Raw genomic sequence first — 17115 nt, forward strand, 5'->3', positions numbered from 1 at the left:
CCGTTAAAAGATGGCGAAAAAATCCAGCGATTTTTTGGGCAAGTAACCCTCTAACCTGATGCTATAGTTATGCGATCGCGACCATTGAGTTGAGGTTTTCAGCAAAATACTACCGAAAAAGGTCGCTATAGCGACCTTTGAGCTACCTTGTCACCCCTTGAGGTGAAACATATGTGGCAGAAAGCTTCTAGCCATTCAAATAGCGTTAGCCTATGATATGAATGAAGGTTCGAATCCCTGGTCACCGATACTGGGTCAACTATCCAAAATTGAGGGGGTCAATATCTAAGCTGAAACTGACTCTCTTGGAATGGAGCGATCGCAATTCAGCTAAAGACGGTAGATTTATTTCTTCTGTTGGAGGAAATTTGAGCAAAATCTGCCAACGATAGGCATCAGAGACCCGCATCACCCGCGCGGGGGCAGGCCCCAAGACCTGATACCCTCCTGCTCTTGATTCTAAAACGTCCGCCACCCGATCTGCAGCAGTTTGCACCTCCATAAGATCCAAGCTACTGAAGCGAAACAGTACTAAGGAAGAATAGGGCGGATAATGATAAGCTTCTCGCTCCTGTAACTCCTGTTCCATAAAAGTTGCATAAGCATTGTGTTGCACAGCTTGAATGGCACGATGGTCTGGCGAGTAAGTCTGAATAATCACCTGGCCGGGGTCATCCCCACGACCGGCCCGACCGGCAACTTGGGTTAAAATTTGTACGGCTTCCTCTCCAGCGCGATAGTCTCCCTGATGCAATAAGCCATCAGCAGCCACCACTCCCACCAGGGTCACCCCTGGAATATCCAATCCTTTGGTTAACATCTGGGTTCCCACCAATAAATCGGCTTCTCCTTGCACAAACCGAGTCAGTAGGGTGCGATGGGCATTTTTGGTGCGGGTAGTATCGCTGTCAAACCGAATCACCCGCAGCTCTGGAAAGAGCTTGGCTAACTCCTGGGTCACCCGTTGGGTTCCGGTGCCAAAGTGTTTCAGGTAGGGCGATTGACATTCGGGACAGTGGGAGGGTTGAACCTGGGAAAAGTTGCAATAATGACAACGCAACCGTTCTGTAGCTCCCTCGTGGGTGTAGTGGTAGGAGAGGGAAACGTCACAATGGGGACATTCGAGAACATATCCACAACTGCGACAGGAGACAAACGTACTATGGCCGCGACGCGGAATAAAGAGAATGCCTTGTTGCTGGCGATCGCCTAAACGCCTTAACTGATCTTGTAAGCTACGGCTAAAAATAGACCGATTTCCCTGCTTGAGTTCTCGACGTAAATCAACAATGGAAATGGGAGGAAGCGGCCGGTTTCCCACTCGTTCTGGTAAACTGAGCCGCGTGCAGGCTTTCCCCGGTCCGCTGCTAAACCAGGTTTCCATCGATGGGGTGGCACTACCCAAAATCAGGGGGCAATTTTCCAGTTGGGCCCGCCATTGAGCCACCTGACGAGCGTGGTAGGTAGGAGCAGGTTGGCTTTGTTTGAAACTGGTATCGTGTTCCTCATCCAAGATAATTAAGCCCAGACTGGGCAAAGGGGCAAAAACGGCGGATCGGGTTCCAATGACGATTTGAGGGGTTCCTTGGAGCATCTGCCGCCAGGTATCGTAACGTTCGCCATCGGATAGGGCACTGTGGTAAACGCGGATTTTTTCTCCAAACCGGGCCCGAAAGCGATCCGTCAGTTGGGGGGTGAGGCCAATTTCTGGGACTAGGACCAGGATAGATTGTCCTTGCTCTAGAATGGGGGCGATCGCCTGAAGATAGACTTCCGTTTTCCCCGATCCGGTAATCCCATGGAGCAGAAAGGGATGATAATCCGATAATGCTCCGCATCGCTGGCGCGAACGCCCCTGAATAGCTGCTAAGGCTTGAGCTTGCGCGGGAGTCAGCGGTTGAGGTGTATTGCGATCGGGCATGGGGCCCGTATCGTAGCGTAACTGTTCCTGTTGTGCGATCGTCACCCACTGCTTTTTCTCTAAAGTTTTGATCGCGCCTGAAGAAGTTTGGCCTTGTTGCACCAGTTCAGTGACCAACATTTCCCCTCCCTGACGAGCGAGAACAGTTAAAATTTCCTGTTGTTGAGAAGTTAATTCTTCCGGTTCCGGTAAAGTCGATTTGACTAGAGTTACCACCTTTTGGCGCTTCGGACGAGCGGGTTTTGGGGGTTCCAGGTAGCTTTGCACCCATTGCCGTTTTAACAAATCTTGCAATCCGCGTTGGGCCTGACGTACCTGTTGTTTCAGATAACGCCAAGAATAATCCCCTGTTTTGCTTTTGGCGAGGATATTCAGAAGTTGTTGCGCCGGTTGATGCAGAAACACTTGCGCCTCTTGGGGAATGGACTCCGTTAAGCGGATGCGACGTTGGGATTTGGCTAATAACCCTGGAGGTAGGGCCATACGAATCACTCGGATTAAGGGCGTATGGTAATAATGGGCTACTTGGTTGAGGAGTTGCCAATAACTGGGGGGAAAAAATCCCGAACTAATAACCTCATGAACCGACTTGATCTTTTCTGGGAGTAAATTGGCTGGAGGTGCAGACAGCAAACGAATGGCGATCGCCCCCACCTGCTGAGAACGACAAGGTACGATCAAAATATCCCCTAGCTGCACCCTCAAGTTGGAGCCAATCGCATAGGTATAGAGCTTTGGCTCCTCTTCCTCTAATTCTTGCCGATCCACATCCAGTAAAACCTCTACCCAGCACTGCCGATCGGAAGAGGAAGTCTGGATATAAAACGGATTCTTCGAGGCAGCCACTCGGCAACTCGTAATGGGTGGTTGCAGGCGATCGAGTTTACTGATCATAACGTTTTAGATGGCGAACTACTTTCATTCTGGGGTATCCCATGCCTATTGCTAGTCGTGCCTCTTGCCTCCCCCTTGGCTTGAGACTGGTCTAATTCTATCAAAAAGATTATGATTTCTCCTCTTCACGTTCAGAGTGTATCGTACTCCACAGAAACTTGAGAAAAAAACACACAACAATAACTTTTGTATCGTTTACTCACCGATGGATTGCCAACCTTAAATTATGCTACTACACTAGGGACAACCTTATGCTGTTCAGCTCAAATTCCCTTGGCTTTAGCTGAAAAGTCATCACCTACATCGCCACTCCTCACACTACAGATCCTGAATTCTTTAAAGTGCAACTCATTTTGTCATTTCCTATGTTGAACAGACCAGAAAATAACGGATTGATCGATCGGGAATACGATAATCCCCAGGCGAACACAGAGGCAAAAGGCTCTGTGTTAAACGCCCTTAGCTTATCCCCATCAGACCCTGAACAGTCTGCCAACTCATTATCGACAGGAAATTGGGTAGATTCAATTGCTTTTATTAATGAAGATACCGTTGGACTATTCCTGAAAGAAATGGCACGTTATCCCCTCCTGAGTGCAGAAGAAGAAGTTATCTTATCTCGACAAGTTCAAGAGGGAATAGAACTGCAAAAAATGCAAGAAAAACTTCTAGCAAAGACGGGAAAAACTCCGACGATTACAGATCTAGCTCGGACGAGTGGCTTACCGGCATCTGAAATTAAAACCAAGCTCAAATATAGCCAAATTGCCAAGCAAAAAATAGTGCGATCTAATCTGAGATTAGTGGTGTCAATTGCCAAACGGTATGTGAATCGAGGAGTCCCCTTTCTAGACCTCATTCAAGAAGGAGCATTGGGATTAAATCGAGCTGCCGAAAAGTTTGATCCCGAAAAAGGCTATAAGTTTTCAACCTATGCCTACTGGTGGATTCGCCAAGGGATCACCCGGACGTTGGCAAACCATGGACGCACGGTAAGATTGCCTATTCATGTGGTGGAAAAGCTGAATAAAATGCGAGTGATGCAACAGCAATTGCGTCAAGAACTCGAACGTAGCCCCAGCGAAGGTGAATTAGCCGAAGCATTGGAAATTTCGATTCCTCAATTGCGATATTTACATCAGGTACGCAGGCGATCGCTCTCTCTAAATCATCGATTTGGAGAAGATCAAGATACGGAATTACTCGATTTACTTGAAGATCAAGGAACCCAGTCCCCAGAAACCCTCCTGAGCGAAACCATGATGCGTCAGGAAATCCTATCGGTTCTCAGCGATGTCCTCACCGAACGGGAAAAAGATATTATTTCCTTAAGGTATGGGTTAAGTACGGGAAAACCCTATACTCTAGAAGAGGTCAGCCATTTGTTTAATCTCTCCCGCGAACGAGTACGGCAAATTCAAACTAAAGCGATGCGGAAACTGCGTCGTCCTCAAGTCGCTCAACGGTTAAAGGCTTGGCTGCGCTAAACCAAAATCCGCCTTCTATGCAACTATGAATCCAGGAGATCGCCCGAAGCTCCAGATCCGACTCGCAACCCGCGACGATGTACCCGTCCTGTTCGATTTGATTAGTGCTTTAGCTGAATACGAACAATCATCCAATCAAGTCATTGGGTGCGCCACCGATCTGGAAAAACACCTGTTCGATCGCTGCTATGCAGAAGCCTTAATTGCCCAGTGGGAAGGAAAAACGGCGGGATTTGCTCTATTTTTCCCAAGTTATTCTACCTTTCGCACCCAACCTGGACTCCACCTCGAAAACCTGTTCGTGTTGCTTCAATTTCGCCGTAAAGGGATTGGTCGTGCCCTGTTACAATCTTTAGGTGAAATTGCCCTAGAGCGTGGTTATGAGCATCTGGAGTGGGCAGCTCTGGACTCGAATCAATCGGCGATCGCCTTTTACGAATCCATAGGCGCTCAAACCCTGAGCAACTGTCGCCTTTATCGGATAGCTGGTTCAGCGTTTACGGATTGAGCTGATTAAATCCACAGAAGTCTCTAGAGATGAAGTATAAGTATCAGAAAAGAAGTATGATTTCCTTAAGGTATAGCTCAACTGATGAAAAATCCTATACCCTAAAACCTGAACATTGGCATTGAATGCAACCATGAACCTCGATCAAGGCGATCGCCTGAAACTCCAGATCCGACTCGCAACCCGCGACGATGTACCCATTCTATTCGAGCTAATTGGGGCTTTAGCCAAATATGAAAAATTATCCCATCAAGTCATCGGGTGCGCCACAGATCTGGAAAAACACTTGTTCGATCAACACTATGTAGAAGCCTTAATGGCCCAATGGGAAGGAAAATCGGTGGGGTTTGCTCTCTTTTTCCATAACTATTCTACCTTTCTCACCCAACCCGGTCTCTATCTCGAAGATATTTTTGTCCGACCTGAATATCGCCGTAAAGGGATTGGATCGGCTCTGTTGAGAACTTTGGCCAAAATTGCCCTAGACCGAGGTTGTGGGCGCTTTGATTGGGCAGTATTGGACTGGAATGAACCAGCGATCGCCTTCTACGAACGTATGGGCGCTCAAGTGCTTCCCGACTGGCGAATTTGCCGCCTCACTGGTTCAGCCCTTACCAATTTAGCCGGTTAACAGCCAAAATCTATAGCAAACTAAGGGAAACTGGGAGCATTCCCTATTCCCTGTTCCTTCAAACAACAATTAGGAGTATTGCCCTATGACTATTTGGGTTAACGAACAAATCGATCCCTCTGGCATGATCTATGCTTGCATTGCTTGTTGCGATCAAAAACAAGCACAAGAGTGTCATGACTCCTTCAACAACAACCTCACAGAAGACCAAAAACAAGCCGGATGGAGCGCTCGAATGCATACCGTTTCCTCGTGGGAAGAAGTGCCTGCAAGTGCGCTGAAGTTGAATTAAAATTTGTCGGGATGGCGGAAGAGGCAATAGGCACCTAGGGCATGTCATCAATTCAAGAGACTGACATTAAAGGTATAGCATGTTCAGGAAGAATAACATCAAAGAGGATCGCGATGGTTTTCCTAACAGAAACTCAAAAATCTAGTCAGAAAGGTAAATGTCTCTCTATAGGGGATAGAGCAATCGCGATCTCAGAAAGTGACAGAAGAGGGATAGGTTATGGTTTGAGGTAATAGGCAACAGGCAAGAGGCAATAGGGACTCTAGCTATAGAACAGGTCCGACTCTGCCTTTCTCTGCTATTCCTCTTCTGTCACTCTTGGAAATTTTGACGAATTTCCAAGAGTGACAGCCCGCGATCGCCAACGAAAGAATCCGGGTTTCACTCCCTTTTTTATAGGCTATTGTTAATCAACAATTGATACACTCGTCCCACCCTATCCCCTGCCACCACCGTACAGCCATCCGGCGCAATAGCACAGCGCAAGATAGCCGCCTCCGCCACAAACGTCCCTAACACCTCCCCCGTTGCCAAGTCCCACACCTTCAAAGTTTTATCTACAGAACCAGAAACCACTCGCCGTCCATCCGAGGTCACCGCTACCGCTCGTACCCAGTCCTGATGAACCGTAACTGTCAGCCTCTCCTCCCCGGTTACCAAGTCCCACACCTTCAAAGTCGTACGATCTGAGACCGAAACGGCACATTTCCCATCCGGGGTTACCGCTACCGCTTGTATCCAGTGACTATGACCGGTCAAGGTACGCAATTCCTCCCCGGTTGCCAAGTCCCACACCTTCAGGGTGCTATCCATGGAAGCAGAAACAGCTCGGCGACCATCTGGAGTGATGGCTACAGCAGGTATCGAGTGATGATGACCGGTCAGGGTACGCAGTTCCTCCCCCGTCTCCAAGTTCCACACCTTTAGCGTCTTATCCATAGAACTAGACACAGCTCGCTGTCCATCGGAGGTCATCGCTATAGCTTGTACCGAGTCCTGATGACCAGTCAGGGTATATCGCTCTTGTTCCCTCTTCAAGTCCCATATTTTGAGGGCATTATCTATCGTAGCAAACACGGCTATCGGCCTATCTTGGGTCACCGCTAAGGCTCGCACCCAGTCCTGATAACCTCCATCATCCGTTAAGGTATGCAGTTCCTCCCCCGTCTCCAAGTTCCACACCTTCAACGTATTATCCATGGCAGCGGACACAGCTTGTTGACCATCTAGAGTCACGGCTACAGCTTGTATCGAGTCCCGATGACCCCTGAGCGTCAGTTTCTCCTCGCCCGTTGCTAAATCCCACACCTGTAACGTGTTATTATCGGCGGCTGAAACCGCCTGTTTCCCGTCTGGGGTCACGGCTAAGGCTTGCACCCAGTCCTGATGATCCGTCAGAGTAAGCTCTTCTTCCCCCGTCTTCAAGTCCCACACTTTCAGCGTCTTATCCATTGAACTCGATACCACTCGCCGCCCATCTGGAGTCACGGCTACAGCATTGACCCAGTGATCGTGACCCTTAAGCGTAAGCCTCTGTTCTCCCGTCTTCAAGTCCCACACTTTCAGCATCTTATCCATCGAACCCGACACCGCCCGCTGTCCATCCGGGGTTACGGCTACCGCTTGTACCGAGCCAGAATGGCCCGTAAGTGTCAGCAGTTTATTTCCCGTCTTCAAGTCCCACACCTTTAGCGTATTATCCGATGAACCCGATACCGCTCGTTGTCCATCTGGAGTCACGGCTACCGCTTTGACCATGGAATCATGACCCATCAGAGTAAGCAGTGCCTCCCCTGTCTCTAAGTCCCATACCTTCAGAGTCTTATCCGATGAAACCGACACGGCTCTCTGCCCATCTCGCGTTACCGCTACAGCCTGTATCAAGGAACGATGACCCGTAAGCGTCAGGGTCTCCTCTTTCGTCTGCAAGTCCCAGACCTTCAGGGTCTTATCTGATGAACCCGACACCGCCAGTTGCCCATCTCGCGTCACGGCAACTGTATTCACCCAGGACTGATGACCCCTGAGCGTACATAGTAGGGCCCCGTCGCTGGAGTCCAGGCAGGGGGCGAGGGGACGAAACCAGGTATGGGTCTGTCGGTCTTTGGCTTGCTGTAAAAGCTGCTCTACTTTTCCTCTACCCCGATGGTGGGGTAAGTAGCGCCCTAGGATGGGTATCTTTTGCCAAAAGTATTGATACTCATGCTTTCTCATCTGCTTCAGGTTGAGCAACCGTCCCCACAACTGACTGGCGAACTGTTGCTTATCCTGAGTTAACACCTGGGCGCTCAGGCGTAAGGCCTTCTGCAAACGACGGAGAAATCGATCTTTGTCTTGAACTCGATCAAAGTCGAGCAAGAGTGCCTGAATATCTGTTGCCTCTAGCTTTGGCCACAACCAATCAAAATCTCCTAACAACTGGGCTAACGCTTCTTCTTCCTCTGCTTTCTGGAAGTGATAGGCAGCGTGCCGATACAAATAGGTTTCCCCTTCCACCTGTGCCCTGTTCCAGGGAAACCGCCCTTTGGCATAACTGGCTAAAAACTCCCGATGTACTTTGGCTTTATCTTGAAGCTTTTCCTGGAGATAGTTCCGTTGCATGTCATGGAGCCACACCCATCTGTGGGGGGACTCTCCCTCTACAAATACGAGTGCCCTTTTTTCCAACTGGGTTAACTGCTGCCGTAGTTGAGATTCTTCTTTTTGTCCTTTGCGTCCCCACAACTTCACCAGCGCTGCTTCGGATATTTTCGTATGTGGTGGGAATATGCCTAACTCTAGATAAGCGTCTTGTTTCTCCTGCTCCAAGTTCTGGAGACTTACCGCTATACATTTCTGTATGGTGGCAGTGGTGTCGGCAGGATCGAAACCTTCTTCGTCTTGATCTTGCAGTGCCCTCAACACAGACTTCCAAAGGGTTCCATCTCCCACTTGCCCTCCAGCTAGGGCTAGGGCTAAAGGCAATTGTCTGCATTCTTGCACGATCGCACTCGCTTCTTCGGGCAACTGTTCCTTGTCCACGTTTGCCCACTTCGCCAACAACTGCAAGGACGGGTCATCATCCCACTTCTCTACGAGATAACCTTCGGCTCCTAACCCATCCACTAAATGGTTCTCCCTGGTGGTGAGCAATATCTGGCAGTTTTTTCCCAATAGCTTGTGCCACTGCTCTACTTCGGGCTGCTGCCTAACCTCATCGAGGATCAACAAACAGGACTTATCCTGTAATAGCTTTGACAGATGAGCTTTCCACTGAACTTCTGTTTCTTGATAAATCTTAGACCCTTCTAAGGCTTGTGCCAATTGTTGATAGAGTTCGATGGGTTTCGTTGCTATCCCCACGGGCAACCACACCACTCCATCTACAAACTTGCGCCGCACTTCCTCATCTTGCGCGATCGCTATTGCCAAAACGGTTTTACCCATGCCTCCCTTCCCCTGCACAACTAGAAGGCGGCTGCTCCACAAGAGCTGCTTCAACTCTTGCATCTCCTGGGGACGGGGTAAAAAGTGGGGAGGCAGTTTTTGGAAAGTATTGACTAACTGCTCAGTGAACTGGATGATATCTGTACTTTTCATCCCTTCTCAACTTAATTTATAACTTTAGTGACAGGGTAACTAGGAAATCGGCTAGTGTATCATTCTACAGCATTTCCGAAGGCACTCTACATCAGGAAATTCCAGAAACTCCTAGTCCTGTGGGCGATCGCGATGGCTCTATTGCTATGATGGCTCCAGTGCAGATCGGACGGTAAGGGTAGGAGCATGGTTGAAAAAATGATGGGTACGGAGCTATCCACCAAAGAGCTAACCTTTCAACCGGGTTATGGGGTAGCTCAGTTTGAGGTGAAGGTTCTTAACGAGGGCGATCGCTTTGCCAGTTTTCAGCTAGAGATCCTAGCCGCTGGAGTCGATCCCAACTCTGAGCGCAGTTGGTACACCCTATCCCCGGAAGTTAGCACGAAGAAACCGCCTGGAGACCTTACCCGGTTTATCGTGGAAATTTACAGAACCCCAATTTCAGGGTTCGTGGGCTTGGTGAATCTTACTATCCGCATTTTTTCCCTGGAACTGGGAACTGAAGAACGACATATCCTACGCTTGCGGGTGGAAAAGGGTATCGGTGAACTGGAACTCAAGGCTGAATTGCCTAACTCTACGCTCAAAGGCTATCCCAACAGCGATTTAGAAATACCGGTCCGGCTCTATAATCCCGGTCATAAAGAGATTACCGCCCTAATGGCGGTCTCTAGCTCCTATTCCTGGTTAAATCCCTCTCCTACACCCGTAAGCTTGCCCCCAGGACAATGGAGCGATCGCAGTTTAATCTGTCCTGTGCCTGATGTTGAAGAGGCGATCGCTGGAATCAACTATTTAGCTAACCTTAAAATTACCCATCCAGATGGCCCTCCCACCCAACTGCAAGCTGTCATTGAAATTTTTCTTCAAGGTGAAATTCGCTTTGAAATTCCTCAACTCGAGCAAACCCTTCCTCAAAAACGCCGTTGGTTACCCTCCTGGACATCTAATCCTGTAATGTATCCCTTACAACTTCTCAATCAGAGTAATCAACGCTATCAAACTACTATTGATTTACCCCTAGAAGAAAAACCCAACGCCCGAAACCAACTGCAACTTGAATTATCGCCCCTAGAACACACCCTGAACCCAACAGAAACCCAAACCTTTGACTTAAGGGTAGAAACAAAACGGCCGTGGTTGGGATGGGTTCAGGAGCGCCCGATTCCCATTGAAGCTAGGGCTGTGCCGGTAGGAGCCGTTTCACGAATCTTGCCCTCTTCCCCTCAAGATCTTGGCGAACCTGCCCTAACACCTAAGGTTCCGACACCCAACCGTGTCCCTTTAACCGATCGCCAACAAACCCTGATTCTCAGAGTCTTTCCCATTATTCCTCGATGGTTACAGGGACTATTGATGGTCGGCTTGGCTTGGGTGTTCTGGTGGTTTACTTATGGACAGTATTATTATATTCATCACAAAGGCTCGGTCATGACCGTACAACTGAATGGATTAGGCGATCGCCTATTAAGTGGTGGCATCGATCAACAGGTCAGAGACTGGGTCATTGAAGGCCAGAAATTAGAATTTATCGACGTTCGCGCCCAGGCAGATAAAGCCGTTCGCACCGTCAAATATCGCCCGGTTGATAACAATCAAATGGTAATGGGTTTAGAAAATGGGGAAATTCAACTGTGGGATTTATTATCCTATGAAGACGTTCCCGTGCGATCGCTGGTTTATCAAAAAGACGACCGAGTCATGGATCTCGAATTTACCCCCGACTCCCGCTATTTGTTCAGCGGTCATGGCAGTGGATTAGTTGCTAAATGGTATGTTGGCCCAGACTTTGAGGAGATACAAAACGTTAACGAACCCGAATTAACGAAAACCTTTGAATTTGCCGTTTCCGATCTGGCGTTTGTTGGCCAAGGTGCAAAAACCCTAGCTGTTGCTGGTCGGTATAATCAACTCATCCTCTGGAACACTGAAACGAACTCAACCCAAACTCTAGATATTTCCGATCCAGACACGGCAACCGGTCAAGATAACTACATCACCAGTCTTGCGACTGCTGAAAAGCGTCCCTTTCTCTTAGCCGTTGCTGATAATCAAGGCAGTATTAGTATTTGGAATTTACGCCCTTGTCTAGAACCGGGTTTAGGAGCAGGAATCAATCCGACTTGTGAACGGCTCGATCGCTGGGACAATAGTCATAATGGTGAAGCCGTGCGCTCTATCGCCTTCAGCGCCGATGGAGGATACCTCGTCAGTGTTGGAGATGATGGGTCACTGATATTATGGCCCCTAAGAGATACGGGAGAGCGCTTAACCAAATATCTTAAAGGAAAAGCGATCGCCAACCACTCTAACTCCCTCAATACCGTAGACTTATCCCTAATCCCCTCTCGAAAAGACCCAACCGGTTCTCTAGTGCAAATCGTCACTGGAGGCGATGATGGCAAAGTTAGACTATACCTGATGAACTCGATTAGGAATTAACAGTTGGGGGGATGGGGGCACGCTTCCTGAGCAGAGTCGAAGGGAGCGCAGATCGGGGGACACGGAGACGCGGGGACACGGAGACACGGAGATGACCAATTACCAATTACCCATGACCAATGACCAGCGCTCTGATGGAAATCAATCCCTGAGCGTAATTACTAACCCATCAGGCGATAGTGTCATTTCGGCTGGGGAAACCTTTGAATTGCGCGTCACCATTGGTAATCAAGGATTCCAAGGGGCAATTATCGATCTGTTTATTGATGATTCTTCAGGAGTCCTCAAACCATGGTGTCTGAACCCCTATGAACGGTTTGCCCTCAGCTCGGGAAGCAGCAGCGAGGTGGTGTTTTCCTTCCCCATCCCTGTAGAAGCGATTCCCGGTCACTATACTTACTTACTGGTGATTGATGCACCCAAGCATTATCCCGAAGAAACCCCCATCCGTCACCAAGCAACGCTACAAGTTCTTCCTCCCATTCAAGAGGCAGTTCAGTCCAATGATCCTACATTTGCCCTCACTCCAGTTACCACCCCCGAAAAACCCGCCCCTCTACAACTGGGTCAATCCCTGATAGTGACGGTTTTGGTGCATAATCGCTCTAACCGGGTCGATCGCTTTCGCCTCACTTGTACTGATTTACCGGAACTCTGGTGGGAAGTCCATTATCCAGAAGGGATTAATGAGTTGGGTTTGGTGATTATTCCTGATAATCTGGCCCTCAATCCAGGAGCGAAAGGAGAGGTTACCCTAGAGTTTCGCTTTCCTGTGAATACGAAAGCTGGCCGTTATTTACCGACTCTGCGATTAACCGGGGAAAATAACCCAGATTTGATTTTATTGGATGTGGTCTATATCGAGGTTTTGCCTCGGTATGATTTACGGATGGATTTGCGGACGTTAGTCGGTAAAGTCCGTCGGGAAGCAGCCCTATTTCAATTACGTCTACAGAATGAGGGGAATACTCTACGACAATTACGACTTACGGTACGAGAAGACCAAGAACGCCCAATTTGTGTGTATCAGTTAAATCCCGATCGCCTGAAATTGGATCAGGGAGAGCAATGGCAAGTTGATTTAGATGCAAAACCCGGCCCCTGGTGGCGTAGACCTTTATTCGGTCAGGGAAGAACCCTCAATTTTTATGTGGAACTGACGGATGATTATCAACTGCCCTTACCCACCGATCGGATTGAGGGGACTTTCCTGTGGCAAGCTCGACCTTGGTGGCAATTGTTGTTAGGGATTTTAGCGGGGTTAGGGTTATTGGGGTTATTCATTTTTGCCCTGTGGTGGCTGTTTTTCAAACCGCCTGCTCCCCCCAGAATTGAAGCATTTAACTCGGTTTCCCCGTCCTATTCGGCTGCTAATGATGATTTTATTTACCTAAATTGGGAAATTCGCCATCCTCGACAAATTCGAGGTTTGCAGATTTTAGGCCGATCGCCCAACGGTAATGTTACCAGTATTCCCGTTTCCTACGATCTGAGCCGGGGATTACCGGAAAGTTTGCAAGAATTCTGTACGCGTTCTTGGCGCAGGTTAGTCTGTGGAAATATTCGCACGGATGCCCGCGAACCAGGGGATTATATTTTTGAGTTAAAGGTGACTCCCAAACGATCGCGAGTTTCCCCGATTATTGCTAAAACGAACCGGATCGCGATCTCTCCCATTCCTCTACCCGAAATCCTCGAATTTAAAGCAACATTAGCCCAACAAGATCCTGTAGGGGCGGGTTCACCGAGATCTTCATTACAAAACGATCAAACCCCTGAACCCGCCCCCACCCCCACGGGTTCTGTAAGGGCGGGTTCACCCACCTTATCGTCTTCCAATCCAACTCTCCGCGAACCGGCCCCTACAACTGGAAATCTTACCAAAATCATCGAACTCAGTTGGCAAATCAGTAATCCTAGTGCGATCGCCCAATTGGGTTGGATCGCTCGTAACCCGGATGGAGTCGTCAATAGCGAGGAACAGCGCACCGATCTGCAATCTGGACTACCGGATGATTGGCGCAAGTATTGTAGTTTCGACAATCAGATCTTGATTTGTGCGGGTGTTCCCGTCACTGTAGACGAGTTTGGCAATTATATCTTTGAACTGACTGTTATACCCGATCCGCGCATTGAAGGAGAACCCCAAAGTGCGATCGCCGATGTGATTGAAATCAAAGCACCGGAACCGCCGAAAATTATCGAATTTCAGCCCACTCAGCCCCGGTATGAAGTGGCAAAAGAGGAACAAATTCAGTTGAATTGGGCGATCTCCAATTCCGATCAAATCGAAGCCTTAGTTTTAAAGGGGCGATCGGCTGAAGGCTTTGTTGCCATGCCAGAAATGCGTTTTTCCTTCCATCAAGGACTCCCCGAACCCCTACAATCTATTTGTGATGTCTTCGATCAGCTCAATCAACTCCGCTGTCGGAATGTCACGATCCCCCTCTCCCAAAGTGGAAACTATCAATTTCAATTAGGTGTAATTCCCAAACGCGGAACCGGAGAAATTACTCAAACCGAAACCACCGCCACCATTGCCCTCCTTTCCCCTCCGCCTCCTCTTCCCCCTCCCTCGCCTCAAATCCTGCAACTGCAACCTGGGCAACCCACCTACAGCGAAGAGCGAGGAGAAGAAATTTTACTCTCCTGGGAAATCGAAAACGCCGAGCAACTGCAAGAAGTACAAATCGTCGGTCGGGATACGAGCGGAATTGCCAGGGTTCCAGCCCGCCGTTATCGTTTTGATAGCGGCATCCCTGATGTCCTACAACCCTATTGCATCCTAGCCGGACGTTTGGTTTGTCAAAATGTCCCCACTGCTGCCCGTCAAGGGGGAGAATATATCTTTGAAGTCAGTATCTTCAGTAAACAAAATCCATCAGAGGTCAACGACAGACAACAAACAGAAGTGATTCAAATCTTACCGCGTACTTATCCCCTAGCCATTACCAACTTTACTGTGAATGGAGAAACTGCACCCCTGCGAGTCGTGGTTACTTTGCAACCGGAAACCAGACCCGATCCACTTAATTTAACTTGGACCGTAATGGGTGGCCCCGATACCCGTGTCGAATTACTTCCATCCCCTGGTACTGTAGCCTTAAGCGGCACTCTTGCCTATCCCATTAGTCCTCAACCGGGACAAGAAACCCTCACCTTAACGGTCACTGGAGGAACTGGGAAACAATTGCAACGCACATTAGTGATTGAAACCGTACTTCCGCCCCCTTCTGAGACTTCTCCATCTCCTCCTGGCGATCGCCCCCTACCCGCAGAACCAGATGGTTTATCTCCTGCTGATTTACCCCCACAGTTTGATTAAGACGAGGGAATAAGAAATCGGGAATAAACCAGAAAAAATCAGTTTTACCCTTTACTAGAACCGTCCACAAAAAGGCTATAATCCAAAGATCTAGAGCTATAGTGTAGGACTCATATGGAATGGATCAGGGCTAGATTTACTGCGTTTGAAAGCTTTTGGATAGTAGGTAAATTATATTGGTGGGAATCTCCAGATAGATGGGAAGGATATAGCTTAGTTATATTCATGCTGATTTTTCTCAGTCTAGATTCCTTTATCGCAGTAAATCAACTGAAACAGCAAGGAAATTTAATGACATCCTTAGTTGATTTGGATGTTCCAAGATTTTGGGAATCTGTATTTTATTATATGATTTTCTCTGTTTCATTGGCAGTAGTCATGGCTATTTGGAGATATTTAGAAGATAAAATTCGTTGGCATTCTAGAAAATCGCTAACGCATATCTATCTGCAAAAGTATTTTGCAGACATGAACTTTTATCGACTCAATGTTTTCAACGCAGAAATTGATAATCCGGATCAACGCATTGCTGAAGATATCAAGGATTTTTGTCATCGGTCTGTCACTGTCTTTAGACAGTTCACCCGATCGTTTCTTAATTTGTTTGGATTTATTCTCTTGCTTTGGAATGTTTCCAAGTTGTTGGTTATTATCATTAGCATCTATTCTGTTGGTGGCTTATTAATTACCGTTTTTGGATTTGGCAGTATTTTAATCCCCATCAAAAAAGAATTCCTAAAAAGAGAGGCTGATTTTCGATTTAGTCTGGTCAGAGTTAAGGAAAATTGTGAATCAATTGCATTTTATAATGGGTTTGAACGAGAATACGAACAGTTAAAAGGAATTTTTAATAAGGCTCTAGATGTTTACAATCAAGTTATCAATTGGGAAAGGAATTTAGACATCTTTCAAAATTTATATGATTATCTTACCTGGGTTTTACCTGCCTTGTTTATTGGCCCGAGAATTTTAAGAGGAGAACCCGGTATAGAAGTCGGTGACTTACAAAAAGCATTAGGAGCTTTTAGAAGAGTATTTAATTCCTTGAATGTTATCATCAGAAGGTTTGAGTATCTGACTGATTTCATGGCAGGAATTGAACGTTTAGAAAGTTTTGCCAAAGCGCTAGAAGAGAAAAGGGAACAAGTCCTCGACCAAACTCCGAGAATTACGATGATTGAGGAATCGCAACTGAGCTTCAAACAGATTACTTTGCAAACTCCTAATTATCAAAGAACTTTAGTGAAAGACTTATCTTTGCAAGTCCCTAGCAGCCAAGGACTCTTAATTGTCGGTGTAAGCGGTTGTGGCAAGAGTTCTATTTTACGAGCAATTGCGGGTTTGTGGGATTCTGGAACCGGTATAATTTACCGCCCACCCTTAGAAGAAATTCTATTTTTACCCCAACGTCCTTATCTGATTTTAGGTTCTCTTCGCGAGCAACTCTTATATCCGCGCACCGATCTGAATATTCCCGATCGCCAAATTTATCAAGTCCTCAACCAAGTTAATCTACCCAACCTGGCTGAAAAATTGGATAATCTAGATCGGATTGAAGACTGGCATTCCATTTTATCTATGGGAGAACAACAGCGCCTAGCTTTTGCGCGTTTGCTACTGACTCAACCCCGGTATGCTATGTTGGATGAAGCCACCAGCGCTCTAGATATCCACAATGAGCAAATTCTCTACAAACATTTACAAGCTCTATCGACCACTTATATCAGTGTGGGACACCGTCCCACTTTGTTACAATATCATCACCAAGTTTTGGAAGTAATCAACAATGAGACTTGGCGACTCCGTTCAGTACAGGATTACCAGTTCAAAAATTAGGGTAGAATGCTTTGCACAGTGATTGAGGCATAGGGAGTAAAGTCGGAGGATGGGATCGCCCCTGGCTATAACGAAAGATACAGCACTTTGCGCTGTTATGAGGGACAGTGTTGAATCCTCAAAGCTATGTACCAAAAGCCTATTCCCTATTCCCTATTCCCTATTCCCTAGCGCAAAGCGCTATATCGAACAAGCTATCC

The 17115-nt window shown here is 47.6% G+C and carries 9 protein-coding genes; 7 read left to right on the forward strand and 2 right to left on the reverse strand.

Translation table 11 applies throughout. From position 1 onward, the window contains the following. Positions 1 to 259: 259 nt before the first annotated feature. Positions 260 to 2815 carry a primosomal protein N' gene (gene priA, locus J7545_RS06445; RefSeq protein ID WP_318700956.1) on the reverse strand — a complete coding sequence of 852 codons (2556 nt, stop codon included), beginning with the start codon at positions 2813 to 2815 and terminating at the stop codon, positions 260 to 262. 365 nt (positions 2816 to 3180) lie between these two features. Here priA and J7545_RS06450 point away from each other — a divergent pair, with 365 nt between their 5' ends. From J7545_RS06450 to J7545_RS06465, 4 genes are all read left to right on the forward strand, one after another. Next, entirely contained in the window at positions 3181 to 4302 is a 1122-nt protein-coding gene (locus J7545_RS06450; protein ID WP_318700957.1) for an RNA polymerase sigma factor, RpoD/SigA family, read from the forward strand. A gap of 25 nt (positions 4303 to 4327) precedes the next feature. Beyond that, complete coding sequence (locus J7545_RS06455; RefSeq protein WP_318700958.1) at positions 4328 to 4810, forward strand: GNAT family N-acetyltransferase; 483 nt, start codon at positions 4328 to 4330, stop codon at positions 4808 to 4810. 133 nt (positions 4811 to 4943) lie between these two features. Continuing rightward, a complete protein-coding gene (locus J7545_RS06460) occupies positions 4944 to 5441 on the forward strand; it encodes a GNAT family N-acetyltransferase (protein WP_318700959.1) in 498 nt (165 codons plus the stop codon). 85 nt (positions 5442 to 5526) lie between these two features. After that, a complete protein-coding gene (locus J7545_RS06465) occupies positions 5527 to 5733 on the forward strand; it encodes a glycogen debranching protein (RefSeq protein WP_271938173.1) in 207 nt (68 codons plus the stop codon). A gap of 393 nt (positions 5734 to 6126) precedes the next feature. On the opposite strand, the gene J7545_RS06470 is transcribed toward J7545_RS06465, so the two are convergent. Further along, the gene (locus J7545_RS06470) at positions 6127 to 9312 is read right to left on the reverse strand and encodes an NB-ARC domain-containing protein (protein ID WP_318700960.1); all 3186 of its coding nucleotides are present in this window, start codon (positions 9310 to 9312) and stop codon (positions 6127 to 6129) included. 186 nt (positions 9313 to 9498) lie between these two features. Here J7545_RS06470 and J7545_RS06475 point away from each other — a divergent pair, with 186 nt between their 5' ends. The 3 genes from J7545_RS06475 (at position 9499) to J7545_RS06485 (ending at position 16915) form a co-directional block, all read left to right on the forward strand. Then, positions 9499 to 11754, forward strand: coding sequence for a hypothetical protein (locus J7545_RS06475; protein ID WP_318700961.1), 2256 nt, complete (start codon positions 9499 to 9501; stop codon positions 11752 to 11754). Between the two features lie 91 nt (positions 11755 to 11845). Beyond that, a complete protein-coding gene (locus J7545_RS06480; RefSeq protein WP_318700962.1) occupies positions 11846 to 15079 on the forward strand; it encodes a hypothetical protein in 3234 nt (1077 codons plus the stop codon). A gap of 114 nt (positions 15080 to 15193) precedes the next feature. Then, positions 15194 to 16915 carry an ABC transporter ATP-binding protein/permease gene (locus J7545_RS06485; RefSeq protein WP_318700963.1) on the forward strand — a complete coding sequence of 574 codons (1722 nt, stop codon included), beginning with the start codon at positions 15194 to 15196 and terminating at the stop codon, positions 16913 to 16915. Positions 16916 to 17115 lie beyond the last annotated feature (200 nt).

Origin of the sequence: Roseofilum sp. SBFL (genome assembly GCF_017746885.1) — a bacterium.
Classification (GTDB): Bacteria; Cyanobacteriota; Cyanobacteriia; order Cyanobacteriales; family Desertifilaceae; genus Roseofilum.

Bases quoted from the DNA above. Each gene is read 5' to 3' on its own strand.
- J7545_RS06465 (WP_271938173.1), top strand. From the start codon at position 5,527: ATGACTATTTGGGTTAACGAACAAATCGATCCCTCTGGCATGATCTAT.
- priA (WP_318700956.1), bottom strand. From the start codon at position 2,815: ATGATCAGTAAACTCGATCGCCTGCAACCACCCATTACGAGTTGCCGA.
- J7545_RS06450 (WP_318700957.1), top strand. From the start codon at position 3,181: ATGTTGAACAGACCAGAAAATAACGGATTGATCGATCGGGAATACGAT.
- J7545_RS06460 (WP_318700959.1), top strand. From the start codon at position 4,944: ATGAACCTCGATCAAGGCGATCGCCTGAAACTCCAGATCCGACTCGCA.
- J7545_RS06470 (WP_318700960.1), bottom strand. From the start codon at position 9,312: ATGAAAAGTACAGATATCATCCAGTTCACTGAGCAGTTAGTCAATACT.
- J7545_RS06475 (WP_318700961.1), top strand. From the start codon at position 9,499: ATGGTTGAAAAAATGATGGGTACGGAGCTATCCACCAAAGAGCTAACC.
- J7545_RS06480 (WP_318700962.1), top strand. From the start codon at position 11,846: ATGACCAATTACCAATTACCCATGACCAATGACCAGCGCTCTGATGGA.
- J7545_RS06485 (WP_318700963.1), top strand. From the start codon at position 15,194: ATGGAATGGATCAGGGCTAGATTTACTGCGTTTGAAAGCTTTTGGATA.
- J7545_RS06455 (WP_318700958.1), top strand. From the start codon at position 4,328: ATGAATCCAGGAGATCGCCCGAAGCTCCAGATCCGACTCGCAACCCGC.